The organism is Colwellia sp. Bg11-12, from assembly GCF_014076955.1.
Classification (GTDB): domain Bacteria; phylum Pseudomonadota; class Gammaproteobacteria; order Enterobacterales; family Alteromonadaceae; genus Colwellia_A.
In genome coordinates this window covers 199,223-225,466 of record NZ_JACGUZ010000072.1, presented here as the reverse complement: position 1 = coordinate 225,466, position 26,244 = coordinate 199,223, and the positions used below count along the sequence as shown (strand labels likewise).

Below are 26,244 nucleotides of genomic sequence, written 5' to 3'. Positions count from 1 at the left end.
TTGTTTTTTTTGTTTTTTTTTATTTAAGTTGTTGTTTTTTAATTGTTTGATTGGAATGGTAAAATAGGGTGATTTTAATTCGTTAGGAAACAACGTACAGTTTTTAATGCAACGTAGTAAAACGAACTGAGCTTTATTTAGATTTTTTAGGTTTGTGATGTAAACCTATATAAAGTGCTTATTTATCATTGTTTAGTCTTTTTTAATAAGTGGATGTAAAACTCATGAAATGAGATTTTACATCAATAAATAAAGCCTGCTTATTACAGTGAAAATGGATGAAGGTATTGAAAATTAAGTACTTGTATTCACTGGAAAAACATTTAAATAATACTATTCGTTATTATTGTCAAACATCTATGGGAATACAAAACGCCATTACAGATAAGACAAAGCTGCTTATCGATTAATCATCTTTGTGAGACGATTTTTTACTCACATAAATAAAAAATAAGGATATATTTTGAAACTTAACAAATCATTAATCACCTGCGCTGTTTTTATGGCTCTTGGTCTAAATCAAACAGCATTCGCTGGCGAAGAAACAAAGGGAAAAACAGAAGCAGTTATTATTCAATCAGATCTAATGGCTAATGCAGTAGGTAATGTGATCATGTTGTCACAAACCTCTACTGATGGTGCTGCCTTAGGTAACGAAACAATCATCCTTCAAGAAGGTGATGTTAACGGCTCTGGCTTTACTGTGATCGGTGAAGGCAATATTGCTGAGATAGTACAAGTAGGTAATGACAACTTAGCGGTTGGCACTTATATCGGTAACAATAATGAGTTGTTCGTAGAACAAGAGGGTGATATTAACGAAACTGAGAATAACGTTACGGGTGATGAAAACGCTATTGAAGTGACTCAGTTAGGTGCCGGTTATTTAGGAATTGGTAATCGCGCTATTAATGAAGTTGTTGGCGACAGTAATATGGTGGTTGTTGACCAAGGCGAAGGCGGTCATTGGGCGATTAACTCAGAGCTAACCGGTTCTAATAATACAATCGATATTGTACAAGATGGTCAATGGAACGAAACTTATATTACTAGTATTCGAGGTGACAACAATATTGTTGAAGCTGCTCAAGACGGTTATTGGAGTGTGGCGACTGTCTCAGCGATCACAGGTGACGCTAACGAACTTGCTATTGAACAAGAGGGCGCGCGTAACCGAGTAACTATTGCTTCAGTTGACGGTGATCAAAACGAAATCTCTATCGATCAAGAAGGTGATAATAATACAGCTGAATCAGCTATTTATACCGGTATTGCTAACACTACAGATATTATGCAAAACGGCAACGGAAACGGTGCTAGTTTTGATGTGATCGGTGATGATAACGAGTTTAACTATGTACAAGTCGGTGATAGCAACATCAGTTACATTGGTGCCATTGGTATTAATAACGAATACACTTCAGTACAAGTGGGCAGTTTGAACGAAAGTCACGTTGTTAACTTTAACGGTAACGACAATAATATTGACGTGATGCAATCAGGTGATGAAAATGTTGTTGTTTTAGAGGCTTCAGCTGACAACAATGAGTTAACCACAAGCGAAAATGATATTGAAATTGCTCAAACCGGTTTCGCTAACGATGCTGTGGTTATGCTAAGTACTATTATCAACAGTAATGCTAATACTATTGATATCGCACAAACGGGTGAGTTGAATGCCTTAGATATTTTAGTCGAAGGTAGCAATCACCAAATTGGTATCGAACAAATAGGCGATGAAAACTTAATCACTGGAGAAGGTGGTGAAACTATGCTTATTGGAGGCGCTAATATCGCATTTAATATAAGCCAAGTAGGTAATGGTAATATCGTTGAAGGTTCATTTATCAGTGACTCTGGTGTTGTTTCTATCACGCAAGTGGGTGATTGGAATACTGCAGTAATTGTGCAACAATAATTATCTATTAATTTAAGTGTTAATAAGGGGCTTAAAGCCCCTTATTATCTATCATAATATGCCTAAATATAAATGCTTATGGGGAGTAATATTCACCCTGTTATTTACACCTTTGTGTCATGCGACAAGCGAAGTAGAAATTGGAGGTTTACTCCTTGATAATACCAAGAGTCGTTTAGGCCATGATTTCTATTTTAAATTTAGTCAGCTATGGCATGATATTCCAAATAAACAAGGGATAAATGCTCAAATAATTGAGCAAATAGTGCCAAGAGCAGGCACTAAACTTAGTCTACTGCTTAATGGTCGCATAATTTATGTTACTCATTTTGGGCGCCGTCAATCACCCGTTAAAGAAAAAGTAGAGCAAGCGATATTTATATTGATTGATGCCATGTCACAGACACAATATAGTCAAAATAGTGTTGATATGGTTGGGAATGGTTGGTAATTAAAGGGAGGTAATCGTGAAAAAATTAATTATAGCTGTAGTGGTTCATATTAGCGTGAGCAGTTACGCAGTGAGCTCGGAGTTAGTATACACACCTATTAATCCAAGTTTTGGAGGCAGTGCGTTAAACGGCAGTTTTTTATTAGGCAAAGCACAAGCGCAAAATAAGCATAAAGCCGCTCAGAGCAAGAAAAGTTTTGAGGAAAAGGTATCCGATGCTCTTGAACGGGCAACACTCAGTGATATTGTTAGTAAATATAAAGATACCGTATTGGGCGAAAATGCGGGATTCAATAATGGAGAAGATAGCACTTTTATTAGTGGCGATTATCAAATTGATATTTTGTCTGCTAATAGTGACAGTATCACTATAGAAATCACTGATTTATTGACAGGGAAAGTGACCATAATTGAAATACCAAAGTTTGGATAATCAGATGAAAAAAATTATAATCGTGAGCCTTGCTGGCCTTTTATCGGCTTGTAGTGTTCTGGATTCTGCGAGTAATTTATTTCCTCCAAAGCAGTCGCTAGCGACAAAAATGATGCCCCTAGAAAGCTTTAAAGAACTCAAGGCATTACCTAAACCTAAAGGTGCAATACCTGTGTCGGTGTACGCTTATCGAGACCAAACAGGGCAATATAAACCGCAAGCGAATGTAAGCTCATTTTCGACGGCAGTAACGCAAGGGGCAACGTCAATTTTGATGCAAGCATTAAGTGATTCTGACTGGTTTTTACCGGTAGAACGCGAAGGTTTGCAAAATGTATTAACCGAACGAAAAATTACCCGTGCGGCTAATCAAGCAAATAAAGCGACAGAAAATATTGAGTTACCACCACTGACTACCGCCAAAATATTACTTGAAGGTGGTATTATTAGCTATGACTCAAATACTAAAACCGGTGGGTTTGGTGCGGAATATTTTGGTATTGGTGCTTCAGAGCTTTATCGTGAAGACCAAATAACGGTTTATATGCGTGCGGTTGACGTTCGCACAGGGCAAGTTCTTGTGTCGGTATCAACCAGTAAAAAGGTCTTGAGCCAAGAAGTACGTGCTGGTTTTTTTCGCTATGTTAGCTTTAAACGTTTAGCTGAGATGGAAGGGGGCTTTAGTGAAAATGAGCCAATGCATGTCTGTGTGCAACAAGCGATTGAAAAAGCTATTACCGAGTTAGTAGTGAAAGGTATCGCCCGCAAAGTATGGCGTGCTGATACATAATAGTGATAAAGACACACAAAAAAGCCAGTGATTAATCACTGGTTTTTTTGTGTGGTTTGTAAAATTCGTATTTAATTTATCGTGGGTATCAAATGTTGTGTTCGACTTATCAACTCAATTCGATTTCGTGAGCTCGTTTTTCGAAAAATACTATAGAGGTGGGTTTTTACTGTATTAGGGCTAATGTGGAGTTGGTCTGCAATTTCTTGATTTTTTGCACCACGTGAAACTAAGCCTATAATGGTATTCTCTCGGCGTGTTAGGCTAGGTAAACTTATTGATTGTTGTTGGCTATTATCAGGAAGCTGATTTGGCTTATTCACTTTAATAAGTAACTCACTCAGTGCACTGTTCATTGTTTTTCGCTTAAACCATCGCTCATTTTTTTGTAATTTTGTGATGCCACGTAAGATCATATCAAGACGTTCATTTCGATAAAAAATACCGGCAATGTTTGATATTAATAGTTTTTTTTCATTATATATATTGTCTGTTGCATTAAATAAAACAACCCGTGTACTGTGCGCAAGACTCTGTATTTCACAGGGTATATCATCAGTGAAATTAAAACTATCGACATCAATAAACATTAAATCAAAGTCTTTAGATTGATCAATACTGGGTAATTTTTTTGCTGAAATTATATCGATATCACACGTTTTAACTAAGTCTGTAAATTGAAGAGTAGAATGATGAAGTGCATTTTCTGTTATCTTATTTTCCGCACTATTAATTAAAAAAAAGGCGCTGAACTTAACTCCATTTATTGGATCCATACTTTATCCCTATCCATATATTATTGAGTCCTTTCTGCTTATTTAGGTGATAAGCAATGACATATTTATTGTATTAAGATGTAACAATAAATTTGCATTTGTTACATCAACATAACAAATAAAAAACTAAATGTCGTCATAAAATAATAAAGATTTTAAATAAAATAAATCACGTCTCAGACAAGCGACTATTGTGCTCTTCACTTCGCTATTTAAAGCTTAGTTTAATGAAAATAGCCAGTGCAAGCCTAAAGAGTTTTGGTTAGAATACCTTGTCAATTTTACTTACGCTATAAATGCCAGAACCCATAGATGCCTGAACAATACCGAGACTTAATTAATATATTTAATGATACATTTAGTGCCTGCACTAATACCCGCTTGATTAAAGGAGGGGACGAACCTTTATATTCCCCTGCAGATGAAGTGTGTGAGTATCACCAAATAATTTTTGCCCATGGCTTTTATGCTAGTGCTTTGCATGAAATCGCACATTGGTGTTTAGCGGGACCTGCTCGAAGATTAAAAGAAGATTTTGGCTATTGGTATACCCCTGATGGGCGAGATCAAATACAGCAAGAACAATTTGAACAAGTAGAAATTAAACCACAAGCAATTGAGTGGGCCCTTAGTGTGTCAACAGGGAAATGCTTTGATGTTTCAATAGACAACTTGTCGGGAACGGGCACTACCGATCGTATAGCCTTTAAACGCGCGGTTTATCAGCAAGTAATACATTACTTAAATTCAGGTTTTCCACATGATGCACAAAAATTCATTGTCGCATTGGCAAACTTTTATCAAACGCCATTACCATTAACTCGAACACATTTTGTGTTGTAGCGATGAATAGGATAAATAGTGAGAAAGTTTAGTTTAGGTTTTATCATCAACCCTATTGCAGGCATTGGCGGCAGTGTTGCACTAAAAGGTAGTGACGGTGACGATATTGCAGAAAAGGCCTTAGCACTTGGTGCTACAGCAAAAGCAAATCAACGGGCAAGTTTAGCGCTATCGATTCTTCTACCATACCGGGACCAAATAACCATTTATTGTGCGAATGATCTTATGGGAGAAAAAACCGCTAAAGCGCTTGGCTTTACCACTGAAGTCGTTTTTCAAACCAGAGATACTGAACATACAACTGCCGAAGACACCGAAAATACCGTTCAGGCCTTATTGGCTAAAAATATTGATATATTATTATTTGCAGGCGGAGATGGCACCGCACGAAATGTTTGCAAAATAGTGGGAGATAAATGTCCAGTATTAGGTATTCCAGCAGGGTGTAAAATTCATTCTGGTGTTTACGCGGTTACGCCCAAAGCGGCTGGACGCGTTGTTGAAATGATGATTACCAACCAATTAGTAACACTCACCGAAGCTGATGTGATGGATATTGATGAATCACTCTTTCGAGACGGTATTGTTAAAGCAAAACGATATGGTGAGATGCAAATTCCAGCTGAATTACGGTTTGTACAGGCGGTAAAATCGGGGGGGAAAGAGCTTGATGAATTAGTACTACAAGATATTGCGGCTCATGTGATTAATGAAATGGATGATGAGCTCTTTGTTATAGGTTCAGGTTCAACTACCGCATTTTTAATGGAGGAGTTGGCGCTAGAGAATACGTTGCTTGGAGTTGATCTTGTTGAACAACAAAATTTACTGGCGAGTGATGTGACTGAACCTCAATTATGGCAAGCAATCTCTCGTGCTAAAGAAAAGACTAAAACGATTAAATTGGTGATCACGTTGATTGGCGGACAAGGACATATTTTTGGCCGTGGTAATCAACAGCTCAGCCCAAGAGTGATCCGCGCTATTGGAAAAGAAAATATTTTAATTATTGCTACGAAAGCCAAATTATCAGCCTTATCATCAAGACCTTTAATAGCTGATACGGGTGACAGCGATTTAGATATAGCGTTATCAGGTTATTTACCGGTAATAACCGGTTATAACGACCAAGTATTGTATCCTGTGGCAAGTCCACAATAACGTGCTTTCAATATGTTCTCTTGAAAGTATTCTCTGATGATAATATTTTGAAGATAATGTCGCTAAGCCACTCATAAATTTAACACTGAAAAATAAGTAGAACTATGTCAATTAAAGAAAAAAAATCGTTTGAAAATATTGCCGCATTTTATCTATATTTAGATAATTTATTTGATGAAGATATCAGTGATGATCAATTATTTGCCAGTAGCTACTTACGTGGCTTTATCAGCTTGTCGGTCATCGAATTTGGTGACGAATCGCAGGTACTTTCGCCAGCACTTGCAACAAGCATCGATGAAAAACTACAAGCCGCTCGTACTGAGTTAAGCCCACAAGATAGAAAAATAGTACAAGACTATTGGCTAGACCTTAAACAATCATTTGTATCAGTTTAGTAATAACAGTCTTTATTAAATACTATAAATATTTACGACGAATAATATCGCGAATAACAAACCTGTTGGGTGATAAGTTAAAAAGTTCTTGTTTGCCAACAGGATATTCGCCACCCGTTAAATCAGCAGTCAAAATATCGGCTAATAGCGGCGCAGTACATAAGCCCCTAGCACCCAAGCCGGTAAGTACGTATAGATTTTTAATCACAGGTGCAGATTCTTGATAACGCCAGTTTTTATCTTTTGCTAAATGGGCATAGCTGCTTTTATGCTGGGCTATATCTGGCATCGCGCCAACTATGGGTAAATGATCGGGCGTCATACAGCGCAAGCGTGCTTTATTTGACGTAATATCTTGTTCACTCCATGAGACTACCTTAGGTAGGCACTTTTCTAGCATGGCTAAATTATATTGGTCGCCTGCCGGTGTTGCTGTGATATCGAAACTGTTCTTTTCAAACGTTGCGCCGATGCAATGTTGCTGTTGATGTGCTGGCGTTAAATAACCTTTATGGCAAATAACGGTTGAAAGGTTACTGATGTGTTCGTTAGTTGCCATGTTTGTTACTTGGCCTCGAACAGCGCTAAGCGGTAATTCATCAATAATATTTAGCTTAATAGATTCAGCTCCTCCACAGAAAATAACCACGGTTTCCTTTATCATTCCCTTGCTTGTTGCTAATTGCCAACTATTGTCACTTTGTTGATTAAGTGTGGTGACATCTGTTTGATTTTTTATTGTTAAATGTTCTGTTTCTTGCGCAGCAGCTAATAATTGTTGTACTAATTCTGCTGGCGCTATCCAGCCAGCACTTGGCATAAATAAGCCACCGTGTTTAAGTGTTATGCCGGCTAGTTTTGATGCTTCTTCTGCATTGACACTGGTGATGAGTGATTGTGGCCATGGAGCTGATTGCTTAATAAATTCCTGTCTTTTCTCTAAAGCAACTTTATAAGAAATCTCAAGCAAACCACACCAATCGTGACTAAACGTAAACCCTTTACTTAATAAGCCTTTATAGCAAGTTAGGGCATGCCAAAAGGCTTGTTGGTAGAATAAACTAATATCATCTACTTGTTGATGAATAAGAGGGAATAATGCCCCAATATGATTACTTGAAGCGCCCTGAGCAATTTCTTTATCTTTACAATAAAGAGTCACTTTTATATTTTTTTTGGTGAGTGCATAAGCAACACAAGCAGAAGCAATTCCTCCACCAATAATAGCAACATGCTCCGGCTGCTTTATTATCGGCCTGATCTGATAGCCTTTTCTTTCTGGCAGGGCATTTAAATTTTTTTGTTGTTTAATCACAATTTTTTATTAAATCCATTGGTTTCAGGCGTTAAAGATAGTATTTTAACGTAAATTAAAAGTGTCTGTCATAAAATTGTAAAAACCAGTGTACACGTGTACACTGAGCAGACCAGTTTATGGGCAAATTTCTGTATGATATGCCTGATTTTTCAATTTTTAAATGGTTATTCAAATGAAACGTGTAGTGATCACCGGATTAGGCATTGTATCGAGTATCGGTAACAATGCGGAAGAAGTTTTATCATCTCTTAAAGCAGGCCGTTCAGGCATCAGTCAGTCGGAAAGCTTTGCAGAAGCAGGTTTAAAAAGCCATGTTTGGGGCAAACCAACGATTGAGCCTAAAGATCATATTGATCGTAAAGCATTTCGTTTTATGGGTGATGCCGCAGGTTATGCCTACATCGCTATGGAACAAGCAATCACTGATGCAAAATTAACAGACGATCAAGTCTCAAATTTTCGTACCGGCATTGTTGCTGGCTCAGGTGGCGCTTCATCAGAAAATATCGTCATTTCTACTGACACACTACGTAGCCGTGGTATTCGCCGTGTCGGTCCCTATGCTGTTCCTAAAACGATGGGCAGTACAGTTTCAGCCTGTTTAGCAACGCCATTTAAAATTAAAGGCGTTAACTATTCAATCAGTTCAGCTTGTGCAACAAGCGCGCATTGTATCGGTCATGCAATGGAGCTTATTCAACTGGGCAAGCAAGATATTGTTTTTGCTGGCGGTGGTGAAGAAGTTCATTGGTCTTTAGCGATGATGTTTGATGGAATGGGCGCATTATCTGCGGGTCGTAACGACACACCTGAATTAGCTTCACGCACTTACGATAGCGATCGTGACGGTTTTGTTATTTCTGGTGGCGGCGGTATGGTAGTTGTTGAAGAGCTTGAACATGCATTGGCACGTGGCGCACATATTTATGCTGAAATTGTCGGTTACGGCGCAACTTCAGATGGTTATGACATGGTAGCTCCAAGTGGCGAAGGCGCTGTGCGTTGTATGCAACAAGCCATGCAAGGTGTTGAAGGTAAAGTTGACTACTTAAACACACACGGTACTTCTACACCGGTTGGTGATGTTAAAGAGCTTGGCGCCATTCAAGAATTGTTTGGCAAAGATTCTCCAGCGATCAGTGCAACTAAAGCAATGACAGGCCATGCGCTTGGTGCTGCAGGTGTTCACGAAGCTATTTATTCATTATTAATGATGGAAAACAGCTTTGTTGCGCCGTCTATCAATATTGATAATTTAGATGAAAAAGCACAAGGCTTAGATATTGTTACAGAAAAACGTGACGTAGACCTTAACTTGGTTATGTCTAACAGTTTTGGTTTTGGTGGCACTAACGCGACTTTAGTTATGCAAAAATACAAATAACGATTAATATTTTGTTATTTAAAAAGCCACTTTATAGTGGCTTTTTTGCATTTAAGATACAATAGCTTTCATCTGTTCAATAATTACCTTAAGTCTCTAAACCATGAATATTTTTTACGATGAAAATATGCCCTTTGCCCAAGAGTTTTTTGGCGACTTAGGTCAATTACACGCATTTGTTGGTCGAGAGTTAACCGCTCAACAAACGAAAAGTGCTGATGTTTTATTAGTGCGCTCGATAACTAAAGTTAATCAAGCGTTATTGGCCAGTAATTCAACTTGTCAGTTTGTTGGTACGGCAACGATTGGTGTTGACCATATTGATCAGAACTATTTAAGTGAACGGGGCATTACGTTTACCTCCGCACCTGGCTGTAATGCAATTTCAGTTGCCGAATATGTGATCAGTGCTTTGGTTGTATTAGCAGAGCGTTACTTAATTGATTTGTTCTCGTTAACCATAGGTATTGTTGGTGGTGGTAATACCGGTACTCGGTTAAGCGAAAAGTTAGCAGCGTTAGGCATTAACGCTTTAATTTGCGACCCTATACTTGAAGCTCAACAGAAAAAAAACAGTAAAGACAAACGTCATTATTCATCACTCGAAGATGTACTTTCTTGTGATGTAGTTTCATTGCATGTGCCTATTGTTGAGCGTGGTGACCATCCAACGTTTCACCTACTCAATGAAAATCGATTAAAGCAACTCAATGATCACCAAATTCTAATTAACGCTTGTCGTGGTGAAGTTGTCGATAATAAAGCGTTATTGGCGCTTAAAAAGCAAGGACATGGCGTAAAGCTTGTTTTAGATGTATGGGAAAATGAACCCAATATATTACACGAGCTTATTGCCCATACTGAAATATCGTCTGCGCACATTGCTGGTTATAGCTTAGAAGGAAAAGCACGTGGTACAGAAATACTCTATCAGGCATTATGTAAGCAGCTTGAAATACCGGTAGATAAGCAGTTAAGTGATTTTTTACCACGAGCGTCAATAACCGAAGTTGAAATTAATCAACCGTTCGAGCAAATACTACTAAACCAGCTAGTAAAAATGGTTTACGATGTACGCCGTGATGATGGAATTTTCAGACAAACAGTTTTAAGTCATGGCTTTGACCATATCAGAAAAACTTATCCGGCTCGTAGGGAGTTTTCTTCGGTTAAAGTAACCATGTCGAATCAAGCCAAGAGTGATGTGCCACATCATCTTGGTTTTCTTAAGCAGTAACGCATTAGTGCACTGTTTTTCAAAGTAAAGAGAGAGTGATATGGCACAAAAATTTGATGTCTGCGTTTTAGGCGCAACAGGCTTGGTGGGTAAAACCATCATAGAGTTATTAGAAGAACGTGATTTTCCAATTAATAAATTATATCCACTGGCTAGCGCTCGTTCTGCCGGTGAATTTATTGATTTTAATGGTGAGAGTATTGAAGTACTCGACGCTGACCATTTTGATTTTAGCCAAGCACAAATTGGTTTCTTCTCAGCAGGTGGTTCAGTATCCGCTAAATTTGCGCCTATTGCTGGTGAAGCAGGTTGTATTGTTATTGATAATACCTCAGAGTTTAGATACGACGCAGATATTCCTCTGATCGTTCCTGAAGTTAACCCAGGTGCATTAGCTGATTACCGCAACCGTAATATCATCGCTAACCCTAATTGTTCAACGATTCAAATGATGGTGGCGTTAAAGCCTATCTATGATGCTGTGGGTATTAATCGTATTAACGTCTCCACTTACCAATCAGTTTCTGGTGGCGGTAAAGCAGCAATAGACGAACTAGCAAAACAAACTGCAGATTTATTAAGCGGAAAGCCTGTTGAAACGAAACATTTTCCTCGTCAAATCGCTTTTAATGTTATCCCTCAAATTGATGTTTTCATGGAGAATGGCTACACCAAAGAAGAAATGAAGATGGTGTGGGAAACTAAAAAAATTCTTGGCGATGAAAATGTACTTGTTAACCCAACGGCAGTTCGTGTACCGGTATTCTTTGGTCATGGTGAATCATTACATATTGAAACAGGAACACCTATTTCAGCGGAAGAAGTTAAAGATTTATTAGAGCAAGCTCAAGGACTTGTTGTTTGTCGTAATGACGAAGACTTTCCAACCCAGATAGGCGATGCAAGCGGAAAAGATGCAACCTATGTTGGTCGTATTCGTGAAGATATTAGTCACAGTAGCGGTATAAATATGTGGGTTGTTGCTGACAATGTACGTAAAGGTGCGGCAACTAACAGTGTACAAATTGCAGAGTTATTGGTTAAAGATTACCTTTCATAAACCACCTCTGGTGAGTTAGTTCAGGTTAAATGCTCGTTAACCTTAAGATTTATTAAAGAAAAATCAAAACTCGTCGTTATAGTTAACGACGAGTTTTTTTGTTTGATTATGACTAAAATTCTTGCTATTTACTTGCTATCATATAGGTAGTAAGAGTAAGGTTGGAATAGAATTTGCTTTACTTTCTCTAGGCTTAAAGTGCCAAACTATTGGCAATAAATAAAAATAATTAGGAAAACTTGATGCATCGATTATTACGCCTGTGCCTGTGGCAGGTAATATTTATAAGCATGACTACATTTAGTGTTTCTCTATTCGCCTTTGAAGAAGGCGGTATTCGTATTAGGGGACCTAAAGCTACGGATATATTTCCGTATGATCAATATGGACCTATTACGTCAAAAGATACCCTGTGGAATATTGCTTTAACAGTTCGTCCAGAACCAACGTTATCTGTTTATCAAGTGATGCAGGCTCTCTATCAAAAAAATCCTCAAGCATTTAAAGAAAATAATTTAAATCATCTTAATAACGGACAATATTTAAAATTACCGTCTATTGATGAAATGCGTGCGATAAATCCCGTGCAGGCAAAAAGTAAATCAACGACTGATGATAAAACATGGCAAAAGAAAGTCGCTAAAACAGTGAAGAAAAAAGTTGTTCCTCCCGCTGAACTCGCTATTAAAAAGAAAGATTTAGACGCAACAAAAAAAGAAATTAATGCACAACTTGAAGAAATAGACACGAAGCAAACGGTTCGCTTAGAAACTATTCAAAATGATGTTTTAGATTCAATTGATGGCTTGCAAGCAATACTCAAAGAAAATGAAAATCTTAATTCTCGTTTAAGTAATTTTAATGAACAGCTCGATGTCATGCAAAATGAAGTCGCAAAAGGCAAAGAAATAAAGCTTCAGCTTAATGATGTTATAGCGCTTCAACAAGAATTACTAAAAAAGGCAGAAGCGAGAGAGCAAGAACTATTATTAGAAAAACAAAAAATTGAACTTGAAAATGAAGGGATAACGTCACAACTTTGGTTCAAGATACTTATGTCAACCTTGCCAGCATTGAGTGCCATAATGTTTGGTGCTTGGTTAATGCGTCGTAAGAAAAGCGGTGAAGTAGAAAAAGTCGCTAAGCCTAAAAAGTCAAAAGCGGTTGAACAAGAAAAGCCTGAACCTAAAGAAGAAACACTTGGAAGTTTAGACAGTGAACTCTCCCTTGATGATGAATTATCGCTCGATGATGAGTTATCGTTAGACGATGAACTGTCAATGGACCTCGATGAAGACGATCTTAATTTGGATGACTCATTATTTTCTGACGACGACGATGGCTTAGGATCGTTAGATGATGAGTTACTTGATGATGATGTTATTCATTTAGATGATGATCTCGATGATTTAGATGACTTAGATGGTCTTGACGATTTAGATGATTTAGAAGACATATCACTTGATGGTGAAGAACTAGAAGGTGGAGAGTTAGATCAAAGTGATTTAGATTCTTTACTTTCAGGCCTTGGTGATGACGATGAAGAAGATACCAGCAAAGAAGAGGCGGCAGGAGAAGCATTAGAAGGAGGCGAATTAGGTCAAGATTTACTTAATGATTTATTAAATGAAGCTACAGATGAAGAAACACCTGCTGAACTGACTGATCCTGACGATATTGATGCGTTGATGGACTCGGTAGTGGAAGCGCCTGCTGAACTGACTGACCCTGACGATATCGATGCATTGATGGACTCGGTAGTTGAAGCACCTGCTGAACTGACTGATCCTGATGATATTGATGCGTTGATGGACTCGGTAGCTCCAGCAGCACCTACGCCTGAGGTGGTTGATGACGGTCCGGCAGAGCTTACCGACCCTGATGATATCGATGCATTGATGGATTCGGTAGCTCCAGCAGCGCCTATCCCTGAGGTGGTTGATGACGGTCCAGCAGAGCTTACCGATCCAGATGATATTGATGCCCTAATGGACTCAATGGCAGCAGCTCCAGCAGCGCCTATCCCTGAAGTGGTTGATGACGGTCCAGCAGAGCTTACCGACCCAGATGATATTGATGCCCTGATGGACTCAATGGCAGCCGCACCAGCAGCGCCTATCCCTGAAGTGGTTGATGACGGTCCGGCAGAGCTAACCGACCCTGATGATATCGATGCGTTGATGGATTCAATGGCAGCCGCACCAGCAGCGCCTATCCCTGAAGTGATTGATGACGGTCCAGCAGAGCTGACTGACCCAGATGATATTGATGCCTTGATGGATTCAATGGCAGCTGCACCAGCGGCGCCTATCCCTGAAGTGGTTGATGACGGTCCGGCAGAGCTAACCGACCCAGATGATATTGATGCTTTGATGGATTCAATGGCAGCGACACCGACTGATCCCACATCTGAAGTGGTTGATGACGGTCCGGCAGAGCTAACCGACCCAGATGATATTGATGCGTTGATGGATTCAATGGCAGAGACACCGACTGATCCCACACCTGAAGTGGTTGATGACGGTCCGGCAGAGCTAACCGATCCAGATGATATTGATGCATTGATGGATTCAATGGCAGCGACACCGACTGATCCTATCCCTGAAGTGGTTGATGACGGTCCGGCAGAGCTGACAGACCCAGATGATATTGATGCCTTGATGGACTCAATGGTTAAAGAAAGTGCCGTTGCAGAACTCAATGACAAGCCTGAAAATTTTGAAATTTCAGATCCTGACGACATTGATGCATTATTAGACTCAATGGCCGACCCTGAAGAGGTATCAAAACCTATTACGGCCGATGATATTGTTGATCCGCTTGATGATCTGGCTGCAGATAAGCTTGATGAAAACTTAGACTTAACTGACCCTGATGACATTGACAGTTTGCTTGGTGATATACAGGGCAATGAAGGGCAGCCTTCAAACGAAGCGCCTATGCAAGCAGACACGGATATAGCAGCAGATGAAATTGAGACAACGGAAGATGAAAATAAAGCGCTTATTGAAAACTTTACAAATGATTATGTAGCACCTTTCTTATCCGTAGACTTTAGTGCGTTGCTTAATGACGATACTGAAGAGTTAATTGATGACGCTGATGTCAGCACGAGCGAAAACAAAGATTTGTCTGATGATCTTGACATAGATGCACTTTTGGCTGAAGTGGCAGACAGTGATAATTCACTTACCAATGAGTTAGATATTGGTGATGATATACTCACTAATGGACAAGCGAATGAGCAGGGGTCTGAATTATCAACTGATTATACCGATAGTGACGTATTAGCGGATTTACTGGCCGATGAAAAACCAACACAAAGCGATGCGGTTAGTAATAATAGTGAAAGTGACGCGATTGAAGATCTTGATAATGTTGACTTTGATGAACTACTCGCCAATATAGAAGAAGGTCATAAACCCTCTTCAAGTGATTTAGATTTATCTGATGATTTTACGACTGATGATATCGATCTAGACACGATTGACTCAGCAGCAGAGCAACCAGATGATGAAGAGGATTTCGGTCTCGACTTAGATGATGCTTTAGATATTGGAGATGATCTAGATAGTGATAATAATTTAAATATTGATTTTGATAGTGATGAAGATGACTTTGTTTCTGTCGACTCTTTATTATCAGATAGTTTAGGTTCAACAAATGATGAAGAACCTTACAGTAAAACTGATTTTAATGTTGGACTCAGTGAATTTCCTGAATTTTCTGGCGATAACTCTGCCGAAGACGAAGATGATAACGGTATCGCTGCAAAATTAGATTTAGCCAAAGTTTATATTGAAATTGGCGACAATGAAAATGCTGAAGTGATACTTCAAGATGTTGTTGAAAAAGGCGACGCACAACAACAATTTGATGCTCAGCAATTACTTGATAATATCAGTTTATAAAGAACACGCTTGAATCTTTTATTTAAAGCCACTTTTGTGGCTTTTTTTATATACCCACGCCCAATAATGAAAGAGATTAAAACCCTGCTTGAATCGATTCAGAATGATTTGATACGGCGTTCAACACATCAAATACAGAGCAACTCTGTTTAATTAACTCTCTTTAAATAATTGTGTTTAATGCTAATTAAAATCCTTAACTTTAAAGAGGAATGGCTATTATGCAAAACCTCATTGGCATAAACCTTAAAATATTGGATAATGCGCGCATTATAATTGGGAGTTATTGATGCGTTACGCTTTAGGTATTGAATACGATGGAAGTCGTTATCACGGTTGGCAACGACAAAAAAATGCGGTCAGTGTTCAGCAAAATGTAGAAAAAGCCTTATCAAAAATTGCTAATGAAAACATTGAAGTTATTTGTGCAGGTAGGACCGACACAGGTGTTAGTGCAACCAATCAAGTTATTCACTTTGAAACAGATAAAGTGCGTAAAGATGTTGCTTGGACACTTGGCGTTAATACTAATTTACCCAGTGATATTGCTGTTTCTTGGGTGAAGCAAGTTGATGAAAGTTTTCATGCTCGATTTAGCGCAACAGCACGTCGTTATCGCTATGTTATTAATAACAACCGTTTAAGATCTGCGATTTTAAGTCAAGGAATAACGAGCTGTCATTATCCACTTGATGAAAAATTAATGCATCAGGCGGCTCAGTCTTTACTGGGTAAACATGATTTCACTTCCTTTCGGACGGTTCACTGTCAGTCACATTCTCCGGTTCGAACACTTATTCATTGTAATGTTTCTCGCCAAGGCGAATTTGTTATTATTGATGTTAAAGGCAATGCTTTTTTACACCATATGGTGAGAAATATCGCTGGTAGTTTGATGCGTATAGGCCAACAATTAGAAACTGTAGCGTGGTTGGGGGAAGTACTCGAAGCTAAAAATCGCTGCGTAGCTGGCATGATGGCATCCGCTGCGGGTTTATATTTTGTTGGCGTGGATTACCCACAAGAGTTCAATATTCCAAAACCTCCGCTGGGACCACTATTTTTACTTTAAGATAAATATTGGCAGAATGAGCAATTACAAACTGATAATTCCAACAAAACAGACCAGTTTTTTGTATTCACAGTAGGGCTAAATGTGCTTTAATTGTCGGTTATAGTTGGAATAATTCAAAAAATTAACAATTTGCTGATAGGTTGAAACCAATATCGGCAAATTTTTCTATGTTCCTATGAACATATTAGGTAAAAGAAGGCAAAAATAAATTATGAGCTGGATCGAAAAAATTCTCCCAAAAGCGAAGACAACACAAAAGCGCAATATCCCTGAAGGCGTTTGGAGCAAGTGCTCTTCTTGTAATGCTGTACTTTATAAAGCTGAACTTGATAGATTATTATCAGTTTGTCCAAAGTGTGATCACCACATGCGTATTTCTGCACGTAAGCGAATAGATTGCTTTTTAGATAAAGATAATCGTGCTGAATTAGGTGAAGAGTTTGAAGCACAAGATATCTTGAAGTTCAAAGATTCAAAACGTTATAAAGACCGTTTAAGTGCTGCGCAAAAAAGTACTGGTGAAAAAGATGCACTTGTTGTCATGAAAGGTGAACTCAATGGTATGCCAATTGTTGCTGCAGCTTTTGAATTTTCATTTTTAGGCGGATCAATGGCCTCGGTTGTGGGTGCTAGGTTTGTTAAAGGGGTTGAATACTGCCTTGAGCATAATGTCCCCCTTGTTTGTTTTTCTGCCAGTGGCGGCGCGCGTATGCAAGAAGCATTATTTTCATTAATGCAAATGGCAAAAACGAGTGCAGCACTAGCAAAAATGAGTGAAAAAGGTTTACCTTACGTTTCTGTATTAACTGACCCAACGATGGGCGGTGTATCGGCTAGTTTAGCGATGCTAGGTGATGTTAACGTTGCAGAGCCTAAAGCCTTAATTGGTTTTGCTGGCCCACGTGTTATTGAACAAACAGTACGTGAAAAACTACCTGAAGGTTTTCAACGTAGTGAGTTTTTAAAAGAGAAGGGTGCTATCGATATTATTGTTGATCGACGTGATATGCGAAATACACTGTCTCGGCTGTTAGCTAAATTCATGGGGCATCCAAGCCTTAACGTTTCATAAAGATATTATGCAAAAAAACAATAAAAGCCATTCTGCTAGAAAGTCTCTAGCTCAATGGCTTTCTTATTTAGAAACTATTCATTTAACTGAAATTGACTTGGGTCTGACGCGTATTTCGCATGTCGCTAAGCGATTAAATATCGATTTCAGTTTTGCTCAAGTGATCACGGTGGCAGGCACCAATGGTAAAGGTACAACGTGTGCTTTTATTGAAAATGCTCTGCTCGCTCAGGGTGAAACGGTTGCGGTGTATTCTTCACCACATATTGAAAATTTTAATGAACGTTTACGTATTAATAATATCGATATAGACGACCAATCATTGATCTCCGCATTCGAGCTAATAGAAGAACAGCGTGATGGTATTTCACTGACTTACTATGAATACACAACCTTAGCTGCTTTTATTGTATTAATGGCGATAAAGCCAGCCTTCATTATTCTTGAAGTCGGTTTAGGTGGACGCCTAGATGCTACAAATTTAATTGATGCTGATATTGCCGTGATCACCACAATAGATTTAGACCATCAAGCATATTTAGGCGACAACCGTGAAAGCATTGGCTTTGAAAAAGCGGGTATTATGCGAGCTAATCGAAAAGTCGTGATAGGTGATACTCAATGCCCTAAATCGGTGCTTACACACGCCAAAAATATCAACGCTATCGTAAGTCTGCGCGAACATGACTTTTCTATTCAAGCGCAACAATCATTGGCTAACGAGCATTTTTACGCTTTGTGGGACTGGAAATTTGGCGAGCTGCGAGTTAATGGGTTAACTAAACCCTTTATACCTCAAGACAACGTAGCGACAGCATTAACAGTTTTGGCGCTACTAAAAGATTTCTCGTTTGTTTTTAATACTCAAAATATCAATGCTTTAATCCAAAAAACAAAAGTTGCTGGGCGTACAGAACTTATTACGAGTAAAAGCTTAAATAGTCCTGTTTTACTCGATGTTGGCCATAACCCACAAGCAGCGCGTTATTTAGTTGAACACTTGAAATCACAACAGTACAACAAACTCTATGCTGTTACTGGTATGCTAAAAGACAAAGATATTGCCAATACCTTTCGACCATTATCAGCCCTTGTTGATCATTGGTATTTAGGCGGGTTATCAATGCCTCGTGGTGCTAGCGCAAAAGAACTAGCCGAAAAACTGTCATTAAATGAAGATTCAGCTAATTGTTTTGACAATATTACTCAGGCATTTAGAATGGCTAACAAAAATTCAACAGCAGCAGATCTTATTTTAGTGTTTGGATCATTTTATACCGTTGCTGAAGTCAGACGTTTACTGCTGTAGTTTTATTGACTTCAGCCGGGGGAATTTCATTTGTCTACACCTTTTCAAAATCGCTTAGTTGGCACCATTATCGTGGCTGCAATTGCTATTATCATTTTGCCAGACTTACTTGACGGCAATAAAAAGACTTATCAAGATGAGTTTGAAAAAATTCCACCACCACCTCATGTTGAATTTGACAAGAATACGCGGATCTTTCCTAAAGATAAAATTGTTAAAATAGAAGAAGAAACATTGAGTGATGAACTTGCGCTAGATGATGAATTACCGACTGCTGAACAACCGATAAAATATACGGTTAAAACTGAGAGTAAAGACAGTGATGCTCAGCGTTTAAATAATTCCACAGTGAGTGCAGAAAAAGAACTAACTGAGAAAATACCAGAAAAAACGTTACCGGAAAAGTCAGTATTACAACAAGCATGGGTGGTGCAATTAGGGAGTTTTCGACATAAAAAAAATGTTGCTAAGTTATTACTCAAGCTTAAAGACAACGGTTACACTGCTTTTACTAAGCCGATAAATACAAAAAATGGTACATTAATCAAAGTCTTTATTGGCCCTGAACTCATTAAAAGCTCACTGATGAAAAAAATCACTCCATTGAAAAAGCTCACGGGAGTTCAAGGTAAAATTGCTCGCTTTTACCCAACAAAATAATTCACAATAAAAATAAAAGATTGGCACAATAAGGCGCATTCCTGTTAGAATGCGCGCCTAATTATACTGGTAAGTATTCATTGGTAACGTTTAATTTATGGTTTGGATAGACTATGCCATTTTGGCAGTTGTAGGCATTTCAACATTAATTAGCTTAGTGCGCGGCTTTGTAAAAGAAGCAGTTTCGCTAGTTATCTGGATCAGTGCCTTCTTTATTGCCAGTAATTTTTATGTAAACCTCTCCAGTTTATTGACTAATATTTCCGATCAAACGCTTCGTAATGCTGCTGCGATTGCTATTCTCTTTATCACTACGTTAATTCTCGGTGCACTTGTTAATTATTTAATTGGTCAACTCGTCAGTAAAACGGGTTTATCTGGTACAGATCGTGTACTGGGTCTTGTTTTTGGTGCATTACGTGGCGTATTAATTATTAGTGCTGTGCTATTCTTTATGGATGCCTTTACACCTGCATCATCAACCACGTGGTGGACGAGTTCTCAACTGATCCCCGAGTTTACACTCATTGTAGAATGGTTTTTTGAATACCTAAAAAATTCATCAAGCTTTTTGAAATAATTTTATTCCAGTGCCATTAATACGGGGCTGATACTAATTAGTATAATTTTTATTTACTTAGCGTTTATTTTCTTTAAAACGCTTTTAAACTTAGTTCTGTGGAGAGTAAGCTCATGTGTGGTATTGTTGGCATTGTTGGGAAAACATCGGTTGGTCAGGCATTATATGACGGATTAACTGTACTGCAACATCGTGGTCAAGACGCTGCTGGTATTGTGACTATTCATAACAATACCTTTAGATTACGCAAAGGTAATGGTTTGGTAAAAGACGTGTTTCACACACGTCATATGTTGCGATTACAAGGTAACATGGGTATTGGTCATATTAGATATCCAACCGCAGGCACCTCAAGTTCTTCAGAAGCTCAACCTTTTTATGCCAATGCCCCTTTTGGTATTTCTCTCGCACATAATGGTAATTTAACCAATGCGATAGAATTAAAAGAGTGGTTGTTTAATGTTGCACGTCGTCATGTTAATACGACGTCTGATTCTGAGTTATTACTGAATATTCTTGGTCATGAATTACAACTGACTGAAAATTTAAAATTAACACCTGATGATATTTTTAAAGCGATCAGTAATGTGCACAAGCGAATTCGTGGCGCTTATGCAACGGTTGCCTTAATTATAGGTCATGGCATGGTTGCATTTCGTGACCCAAATGGAATTCGTCCTTTAGTATTTGGTAAGCGTGTAACTGCTACAGGCACTGAATATATGGTGGCTTCTGAGTCGGTAGCACTTGATGCAAACGACTTTGAATTTGTGCGAGATGTTGCCCCTGGTGAAGCAATTTATTTCACTGAAGATGGACAAATACATAGTCAACAATGTGCAGAAAACCCAGCTTACAACCCTTGTATTTTTGAATACGTTTATTTTGCTCGTCCTGACTCAGCTATTGATAAAATTTCTGTATATGGTTCTCGTGTTGAAATGGGCAAAAAATTGGGTGATAAAATAGCTAAAGAATGGGAAGACATAGATATTGATGTTGTTATCCCTATCCCTGAAACATCATGTGATACTGCGCTAGAAATTGCTCGTCATCTTGGTATTCCGTATCGCCAAGGTTTTGTGAAAAATAGGTATATTGGGCGTACTTTTATTATGCCTGGCCAAGAGCAGCGTAAAAAATCAGTACGTCGTAAACTTAATGCTATAACAACTGAATTTGCTGGCAAGAACGTTTTGTTGGTTGATGACTCTATTGTACGTGGCACCACTTCTGGACAAATCATTGAAATGGCTCGCTCTGCCGGTGCTAAGAATGTTTATTTCGCTTCAGCAGCCCCGGAAATTCGTTTTCCTAATGTCTATGGTATTGATATGCCAAGTGCCAATGAATTGATTGCTCACGGACGTGAAGTCGACGATATTTGCCAGTTAATTGGTGCAGATAAACTTATCTATCAAACATTGGAAGATTTGGTGAGTGCTGTAGGCAGTGTAAACCCTGAAATTAAACAGTTCGAAACATCAGTGTTCGATGGTCAGTATATTACTAAAGACATTAACCAAGGCTATTTAGAACGATTAGACGCTTTGAGAAACAATGATAATAAAGAAGATTCAGATAAAAATGCTGATTCAATTATTGATATGCACAACGAAGGTGCGGAATAACGAATTTATGCCATTAATAAATTGATAAAAATTCAATAATAGTATTAAAAATAGAAAGCCCATTTAGTTTATCGCTAAATGGGCTTTTTTTATGAGTTAATGTATAAGTCGATATTTTAAAAATCAATCGCTTATGAATTCTATCTTAAAATAGTTAAACCTTAAGATACATATTCAGAGCCGAAACCCATACCTAACATAATGGCGCTAAATGCCATTAAAGAAACAAGTAGTACTAAACCACAGGTAACCACTGAACTTGAATAAATAAAGCCTTTCTCTTCAGGAATATTCATCATAATGGGAACCCCTGAATAAAGTAAATAAACAGAATAACAAAGTGCTGCTAGTCCTGCTAAAGCAACAAACCATAAAACAGGAAATAACGCGGTTACTCCAACCATTAATAATGGTGTTGCAGTATAAGCGGCTAACTCTAAAGATTGCGTAAAATCAGGTTTAGCGTCAAATGTTTTTGCCATCCACTGAATTAAAAAAGCTAAACCAATAACGCCAAAAATCAAGCCCAAATACATTGCTACTGACATTGACATTGCACTTGACTGGGTGAGCTTTATTGGGTCACCTACGCCTATTGTCCACCCTATATGAGCGGCTGCGAAATAACTACAAATGGCAGGTATTAACGCAATGGTAAGAATATGAACCATGCTGTACATTAAGCTTTCATGACGCTTTTCAATTGTGTGCCATTCTTTCTTAGGGTCAGTGTACAATCCCCATATATGATTTAATATCATAATAAAATCCTCTCGCTGTCCCCAAAATTACATTTATCATTTTTTAGTTTTTATTAATAAATGTCTGTGTCGATCAATAACTTTATTATTGATAGCTTATTTATGTAAGATGGCGACGCTTTCGTCAAGAGATGAATACTAATTAAGCTAAATTAAGTGCAAATAACTTATTTTTATATCGAAAATAACTAATAGTTATATGCTGATATATTATTTTGTTATTTAAGAATAAAGTCATGTGGCTAATTATGTTGGAAAGGCTTAAATCTATGCGACTTTTATTCTAACAATATTCATGATCTCTATGTCAAAACCAGCAATCGTTTCAGTACCCGCGTAATAGGTCATATTTACTTGTTGCTTAGCGAGAGATTTATAAACTTTTTTGCGCTTATATTTAAATGGTGCATTACAGCCTTTTATCATCACTGTATTAACAAACCACTCATCTTGTTCTCTTTGTACATGAGAAATTACCGTAACATTTTCACTGTGGACGAGTTTTTCATGCGTTTTTAGTAAATCTTTTACCGTTTTCTTTTTCATCATTATTCCCAGCATTAACTATGACTAATTGTTTAACGAACTATTACACTTTTAATGTATTAATAAACGCTGTGCCATTAACATGCATATGTATTTTTTGGAGGGAAATTATTCTAAACCTTATTTGGTTATTTCGCAAAATACCGCCACCTGCTAAATAGACTTAACCAGTACAAACGTAAACAATTAAACTTTAGTTATCGAATCTCGTGTTAATAATGACATATTGAGTTCTTCCTAATGGAATTACTACACCGGTAGATAACTCAACTGAGTAAAGGCTACCACGATGCTTTAAGCGTTTTTTGATAATGTCATGATGCTTGAATATAAATAACTTGGACAATATTTCCCCTCGCTTTTCCCCAAAAAACGAAATAGGGTATGATATTAAAAATTATAATTTTAAACTAAGAAAAGGGATATCTCATTGAAACGTTTACTACTTATTTTACTCACTGTAGCTTTTAGCCAAAACGCTATTGCGGACAACGACTTTAAAATACCACCCAAGCAACTTGCAGATTTAGTTGACGCGCCAAGGCAGCCAAGTGTGCGCATTTCGGCAGATAAACAATGGGTGGCTATATTAGCTCGTCCTGGAGCTAAATCGATTGAAGAACTTGCTCAGCCCGAAGAAAAACTTGCAGGATTAAGAATTAATGCCAGTATTTTTGCCCCAAGTCGGTCAAGTGGCTATACAGGTATTACCCTTAAAAAAGTAGATGGCGATGAACAAGTTGCGATTAAGGACTTGCCTGCAGGTAAAATTATGAGTGTGAACTTTTCACCTAACTCTCAATATTTAGCCTTTATCGTAGAAAACAAACAAGGATTAACCTTGTGGAAATATAACCTCAAAACTAAAAAAACTAAGCAAGTGAGTAAGCACGCAATTAATGCTTCACTTGGTGGGACTCAATATCGTTGGAAACGCGATTCTACAGGGTTCTATACCCGATTAACGATTGCTAAAGCAAGCGATAAACCTCAAGCGTCTAAAGCAAAGATTCAGCCAGTGATCCAAACAACTTCAGGAACAAAAGCAGCGGTAAGAACATACTCAAACTTATTAAAAACGCCTTATGATGAAGCTCTTTTTGAGTTTTTAACTCGTTCTCAATTAGCTGAAATTAGCTTGACGGGTAGAATAAATAAGCTTGGAAAAGCAGCCATGGTTAAAGATTTTACCCTTTCACCTGATGGTCAGTATTTATTAGTCTCGCAAGTTAAAAAGCCTTTTTCTTATCTTGTACCAGCAAGACGATTTCCAGAGGAAACACAAGTTTGGTCGGTTGAAGGTAAATTAGTGACTCAAGTTGCCGATTTGGCTTCAGGAGAAAATATACCCAAAGGATTTGACTCTGTTCGAGAAGGTCGCCGTAATATCAATTGGCGAAGTGATGTAGCTGCGACTTTAGTTTGGGCAGAAGCCCAAGATGGCGGTAGCATGAAAACAGACGTTGAGCATCATGACTATGTATACACCTGGACAGCTCCTTTTAATAACGATCCAAAACTATTCCAAAAAATAGAACGTCGTTTTGATGATATAACCTGGGGTAATAAAAACTTCGCTATGATAAGTGATTGGCGCTTTAGTGATCGTCAAACAAGACAGTGGAAATTTAATCCGAGTCAAACTAATGTTAAAAAAACACTCTTTCAAGAGCGTTCTTATAACGACCGTTATAATGATCCCGGTCGTTTCATCAAAGAAAGAAACCAATTTGGCATAAATGTTATTAAAACGTTAGATAACAATAATAGCGTTTATTTGACAGGCACAGGTGCCTCTGCAGAAGGCAATATTCCTTTTTTAAATCAATATGATTTTAGTGCTAAAAAGAAAATAAACGTGTGGAAATCTACAGCACCTTATTATGAGCGTATTGTTTTAGTACTTAATGAGCAAGCCACTAAAGTAATGACGCTGCGAGAATCAACTACTGATCAGCCAAACTTTTTTGTTCGTGACTTAAGTAAAAATACCTTAATTCAATTTACTGATTTTCCACACCCAACACCTGCTTTTGTCGGAGTGAGTAAAGAAAAGCTGAAATATAAACGTAAAGATGGCGTTGAGTTGAGTGGCACACTTTATTTACCCGCGGATTATGATAAAAGCCAAGGGCCATTACCTACCTTAATTTGGGCTTATCCAAGAGAATACAAAGATAAAAAAGTTGCAGGACAAGTATCTGATTCGCCTTATGAATTCGTGCGTGTTAGCTATTGGGGGCCTATGCCACATTTAGCGCAAGGTTTTGCCGTGTTCTCTGGTGCTAAAATGCCAATTGTTGGCTTTGACGGCACTTTACCTAATGACACATTCCGTGAACAGCTAGTTTCAAGTGCTCAAGCGGCTGTTGATGTTTTGGTTGCAAAAGGAGTTACTGATAAGGATCGTATCGCTATCGCAGGTCATTCTTATGGCGCATTTATGGTCGCTAATTTACTGGCTCATAGTGACTTATTTAAAGCGGGTATTGCTCGAAGTGGTGCTTATAACCGTACCTTAACCCCCTTTGGTTTTCAAGGTGAAGAACGTAGCTTCTGGGAAGGTCAATCAACTTATGCTTCTATGTCACCCTTTTTTCATGCAGAAAAAATAAATGAACCTATGTTGATGATCCATGGTAAAGAAGATCCAAATTCAGGCACATTTCCGATGCAATCTGAACGAATGTTTGCCGCTCTTAAAGGCCTTGGTGGCAATGCTCGTTTAGTCATGTTACCCCACGAACAGCATGGTTATAGAGCCAGAGAGTCATTGTTACATATGTTATGGGAACAACATCAATGGTTAGATAAATATGTGAAAAATCCAACGACTAAATAGCGGTTTGATTAAGCCATGTAAAACGACTACTCAATTTATATGGCTTATTATACAAACTCAGTTGACCCTATATTTTCGCTCCATTTTT

General features: G+C 38.1%; 22 protein-coding genes. 18 read left to right on the top strand and 4 right to left on the bottom strand.

What is annotated here, in order from left to right; all coding sequences use genetic code 11:
* Positions 1-463: 463 nt before the first annotated feature.
* The 4 genes from H4J39_RS12500 to H4J39_RS12485 are packed head-to-tail and all read left to right on the top strand — an operon-like array spanning position 464 to position 3,592.
* Positions 464-1,918: a curlin gene (locus H4J39_RS12500; RefSeq protein ID WP_182228746.1), complete on the top strand. Its 1,455-nt coding sequence runs from the start codon at positions 464-466 to the stop codon at positions 1,916-1,918.
* Positions 1,919-1,976: 58 nt separating this feature from the next.
* Positions 1,977-2,369, top strand: coding sequence for a CsgE family curli-type amyloid fiber assembly protein (locus H4J39_RS12495; protein ID WP_182178086.1), 393 nt, complete (start codon positions 1,977-1,979; stop codon positions 2,367-2,369).
* 16 nt (positions 2,370-2,385) lie between these two features.
* A complete protein-coding gene (locus H4J39_RS12490) occupies positions 2,386-2,802 on the top strand; it encodes a curli assembly protein CsgF (protein WP_182228745.1) in 417 nt (138 codons plus the stop codon).
* 4 nt (positions 2,803-2,806) lie between these two features.
* Entirely contained in the window at positions 2,807-3,592 is a 786-nt protein-coding gene (locus H4J39_RS12485; protein WP_182228744.1) for a CsgG/HfaB family protein, read from the top strand.
* Positions 3,593-3,663: 71 nt separating this feature from the next.
* Here the strand turns inward: H4J39_RS12485 and H4J39_RS12480 are convergent, their stop codons facing one another.
* Positions 3,664-4,368, bottom strand: coding sequence for a response regulator transcription factor (locus H4J39_RS12480; protein ID WP_182228743.1), 705 nt, complete (start codon positions 4,366-4,368; stop codon positions 3,664-3,666).
* Positions 4,369-4,680: 312 nt separating this feature from the next.
* Here H4J39_RS12480 and H4J39_RS12475 point away from each other — a divergent pair, with 312 nt between their 5' ends.
* The 3 genes from H4J39_RS12475 (at position 4,681) to H4J39_RS12465 (ending at position 6,770) form a co-directional block, all read left to right on the top strand.
* The gene (locus H4J39_RS12475) at positions 4,681-5,211 is read left to right on the top strand and encodes an elongation factor P hydroxylase (RefSeq protein ID WP_182228742.1); all 531 of its coding nucleotides are present in this window, start codon (positions 4,681-4,683) and stop codon (positions 5,209-5,211) included.
* An 18-nt stretch (positions 5,212-5,229) separates the two neighbouring features.
* Positions 5,230-6,372, top strand: a complete 1,143-nt coding sequence (locus H4J39_RS12470; RefSeq protein ID WP_182228741.1) for an ATP-NAD kinase family protein — start codon at positions 5,230-5,232, stop codon at positions 6,370-6,372.
* A 104-nt stretch (positions 6,373-6,476) separates the two neighbouring features.
* Entirely contained in the window at positions 6,477-6,770 is a 294-nt protein-coding gene (locus H4J39_RS12465) for a YfcL family protein (RefSeq protein WP_182223192.1), read from the top strand.
* 22 nt (positions 6,771-6,792) lie between these two features.
* On the opposite strand, the gene mnmC is transcribed toward H4J39_RS12465, so the two are convergent.
* On the bottom strand, positions 6,793-8,085 hold the full coding sequence (gene mnmC / locus H4J39_RS12460) for an FAD-dependent 5-carboxymethylaminomethyl-2-thiouridine(34) oxidoreductase MnmC (protein ID WP_310649752.1): 1,293 nt from the start codon (positions 8,083-8,085) through the stop codon (positions 6,793-6,795).
* Positions 8,086-8,260: 175 nt separating this feature from the next.
* Here mnmC and fabB point away from each other — a divergent pair, with 175 nt between their 5' ends.
* The 10 genes from fabB to purF all read left to right on the top strand — a co-directional run bounded on the left by fabB (position 8,261) and on the right by purF (position 22,007).
* Positions 8,261-9,472, top strand: a complete 1,212-nt coding sequence (gene fabB / locus H4J39_RS12455; protein WP_182228740.1) for a beta-ketoacyl-ACP synthase I — start codon at positions 8,261-8,263, stop codon at positions 9,470-9,472.
* Positions 9,473-9,575: 103 nt separating this feature from the next.
* Positions 9,576-10,709, top strand: coding sequence for a 4-phosphoerythronate dehydrogenase (locus tag H4J39_RS12450; RefSeq protein ID WP_182228739.1), 1,134 nt, complete (start codon positions 9,576-9,578; stop codon positions 10,707-10,709).
* Between the two features lie 40 nt (positions 10,710-10,749).
* Positions 10,750-11,769 carry an aspartate-semialdehyde dehydrogenase gene (locus H4J39_RS12445; RefSeq protein WP_182228738.1) on the top strand — a complete coding sequence of 340 codons (1,020 nt, stop codon included), beginning with the start codon at positions 10,750-10,752 and terminating at the stop codon, positions 11,767-11,769.
* A gap of 290 nt (positions 11,770-12,059) precedes the next feature.
* Positions 12,060-15,680: a FimV/HubP family polar landmark protein gene (locus H4J39_RS12440; RefSeq protein ID WP_182228737.1), complete on the top strand. Its 3,621-nt coding sequence runs from the start codon at positions 12,060-12,062 to the stop codon at positions 15,678-15,680.
* Positions 15,681-15,969: 289 nt separating this feature from the next.
* Positions 15,970-16,752 carry a tRNA pseudouridine(38-40) synthase TruA gene (truA, locus tag H4J39_RS12435; RefSeq protein WP_182228736.1) on the top strand — a complete coding sequence of 261 codons (783 nt, stop codon included), beginning with the start codon at positions 15,970-15,972 and terminating at the stop codon, positions 16,750-16,752.
* 214 nt (positions 16,753-16,966) lie between these two features.
* A complete protein-coding gene (accD, locus tag H4J39_RS12430) occupies positions 16,967-17,827 on the top strand; it encodes an acetyl-CoA carboxylase, carboxyltransferase subunit beta (RefSeq protein WP_182228735.1) in 861 nt (286 codons plus the stop codon).
* A 7-nt stretch (positions 17,828-17,834) separates the two neighbouring features.
* Positions 17,835-19,136: a bifunctional tetrahydrofolate synthase/dihydrofolate synthase gene (folC, locus tag H4J39_RS12425; protein ID WP_182228734.1), complete on the top strand. Its 1,302-nt coding sequence runs from the start codon at positions 17,835-17,837 to the stop codon at positions 19,134-19,136.
* Positions 19,137-19,166: 30 nt separating this feature from the next.
* Positions 19,167-19,796: an SPOR domain-containing protein gene (locus tag H4J39_RS12420; protein WP_182228733.1), complete on the top strand. Its 630-nt coding sequence runs from the start codon at positions 19,167-19,169 to the stop codon at positions 19,794-19,796.
* Between the two features lie 97 nt (positions 19,797-19,893).
* Entirely contained in the window at positions 19,894-20,376 is a 483-nt protein-coding gene (locus H4J39_RS12415) for a CvpA family protein (RefSeq protein WP_182228732.1), read from the top strand.
* 113 nt (positions 20,377-20,489) lie between these two features.
* Positions 20,490-22,007, top strand: coding sequence for an amidophosphoribosyltransferase (gene purF, locus H4J39_RS12410; RefSeq protein WP_182228731.1), 1,518 nt, complete (start codon positions 20,490-20,492; stop codon positions 22,005-22,007).
* Between the two features lie 161 nt (positions 22,008-22,168).
* Here the strand turns inward: purF and H4J39_RS12405 are convergent, their stop codons facing one another.
* Positions 22,169-22,768: a Yip1 family protein gene (locus H4J39_RS12405; protein ID WP_182228730.1), complete on the bottom strand. Its 600-nt coding sequence runs from the start codon at positions 22,766-22,768 to the stop codon at positions 22,169-22,171.
* A 267-nt stretch (positions 22,769-23,035) separates the two neighbouring features.
* On the bottom strand, positions 23,036-23,317 hold the full coding sequence (locus H4J39_RS12400; RefSeq protein ID WP_220459998.1) for a hypothetical protein: 282 nt from the start codon (positions 23,315-23,317) through the stop codon (positions 23,036-23,038).
* Positions 23,318-23,738: 421 nt separating this feature from the next.
* Here H4J39_RS12400 and H4J39_RS12395 point away from each other — a divergent pair, with 421 nt between their 5' ends.
* Positions 23,739-26,156 (top strand): alpha/beta hydrolase family protein, encoded by a 2,418-nt coding sequence (locus H4J39_RS12395; protein ID WP_404842692.1) that lies wholly within the window; start codon positions 23,739-23,741, stop codon positions 26,154-26,156.
* The last annotated feature ends 88 nt before the right edge of the window (positions 26,157-26,244 follow it).

Coding starts and splice junctions, on each gene's coding strand:
- H4J39_RS12495 (WP_182178086.1), top strand. CDS start 1,977: ATGCCTAAATATAAATGCTTATGGGGAGTAATATTCACCCTGTTATTT.
- H4J39_RS12485 (WP_182228744.1), top strand. CDS start 2,807: ATGAAAAAAATTATAATCGTGAGCCTTGCTGGCCTTTTATCGGCTTGT.
- H4J39_RS12480 (WP_182228743.1), bottom strand. CDS start 4,368: ATGGATCCAATAAATGGAGTTAAGTTCAGCGCCTTTTTTTTAATTAAT.
- H4J39_RS12475 (WP_182228742.1), top strand. CDS start 4,681: ATGCCTGAACAATACCGAGACTTAATTAATATATTTAATGATACATTT.
- H4J39_RS12465 (WP_182223192.1), top strand. CDS start 6,477: ATGTCAATTAAAGAAAAAAAATCGTTTGAAAATATTGCCGCATTTTAT.
- fabB (WP_182228740.1), top strand. CDS start 8,261: ATGAAACGTGTAGTGATCACCGGATTAGGCATTGTATCGAGTATCGGT.
- H4J39_RS12450 (WP_182228739.1), top strand. CDS start 9,576: ATGAATATTTTTTACGATGAAAATATGCCCTTTGCCCAAGAGTTTTTT.
- H4J39_RS12445 (WP_182228738.1), top strand. CDS start 10,750: ATGGCACAAAAATTTGATGTCTGCGTTTTAGGCGCAACAGGCTTGGTG.
- H4J39_RS12440 (WP_182228737.1), top strand. CDS start 12,060: ATGACTACATTTAGTGTTTCTCTATTCGCCTTTGAAGAAGGCGGTATT.
- truA (WP_182228736.1), top strand. CDS start 15,970: ATGCGTTACGCTTTAGGTATTGAATACGATGGAAGTCGTTATCACGGT.
- accD (WP_182228735.1), top strand. CDS start 16,967: ATGAGCTGGATCGAAAAAATTCTCCCAAAAGCGAAGACAACACAAAAG.
- folC (WP_182228734.1), top strand. CDS start 17,835: ATGCAAAAAAACAATAAAAGCCATTCTGCTAGAAAGTCTCTAGCTCAA.
- H4J39_RS12415 (WP_182228732.1), top strand. CDS start 19,894: ATGGTTTGGATAGACTATGCCATTTTGGCAGTTGTAGGCATTTCAACA.
- purF (WP_182228731.1), top strand. CDS start 20,490: ATGTGTGGTATTGTTGGCATTGTTGGGAAAACATCGGTTGGTCAGGCA.
- H4J39_RS12405 (WP_182228730.1), bottom strand. CDS start 22,768: ATGATATTAAATCATATATGGGGATTGTACACTGACCCTAAGAAAGAA.
- H4J39_RS12400 (WP_220459998.1), bottom strand. CDS start 23,317: ATGATGAAAAAGAAAACGGTAAAAGATTTACTAAAAACGCATGAAAAA.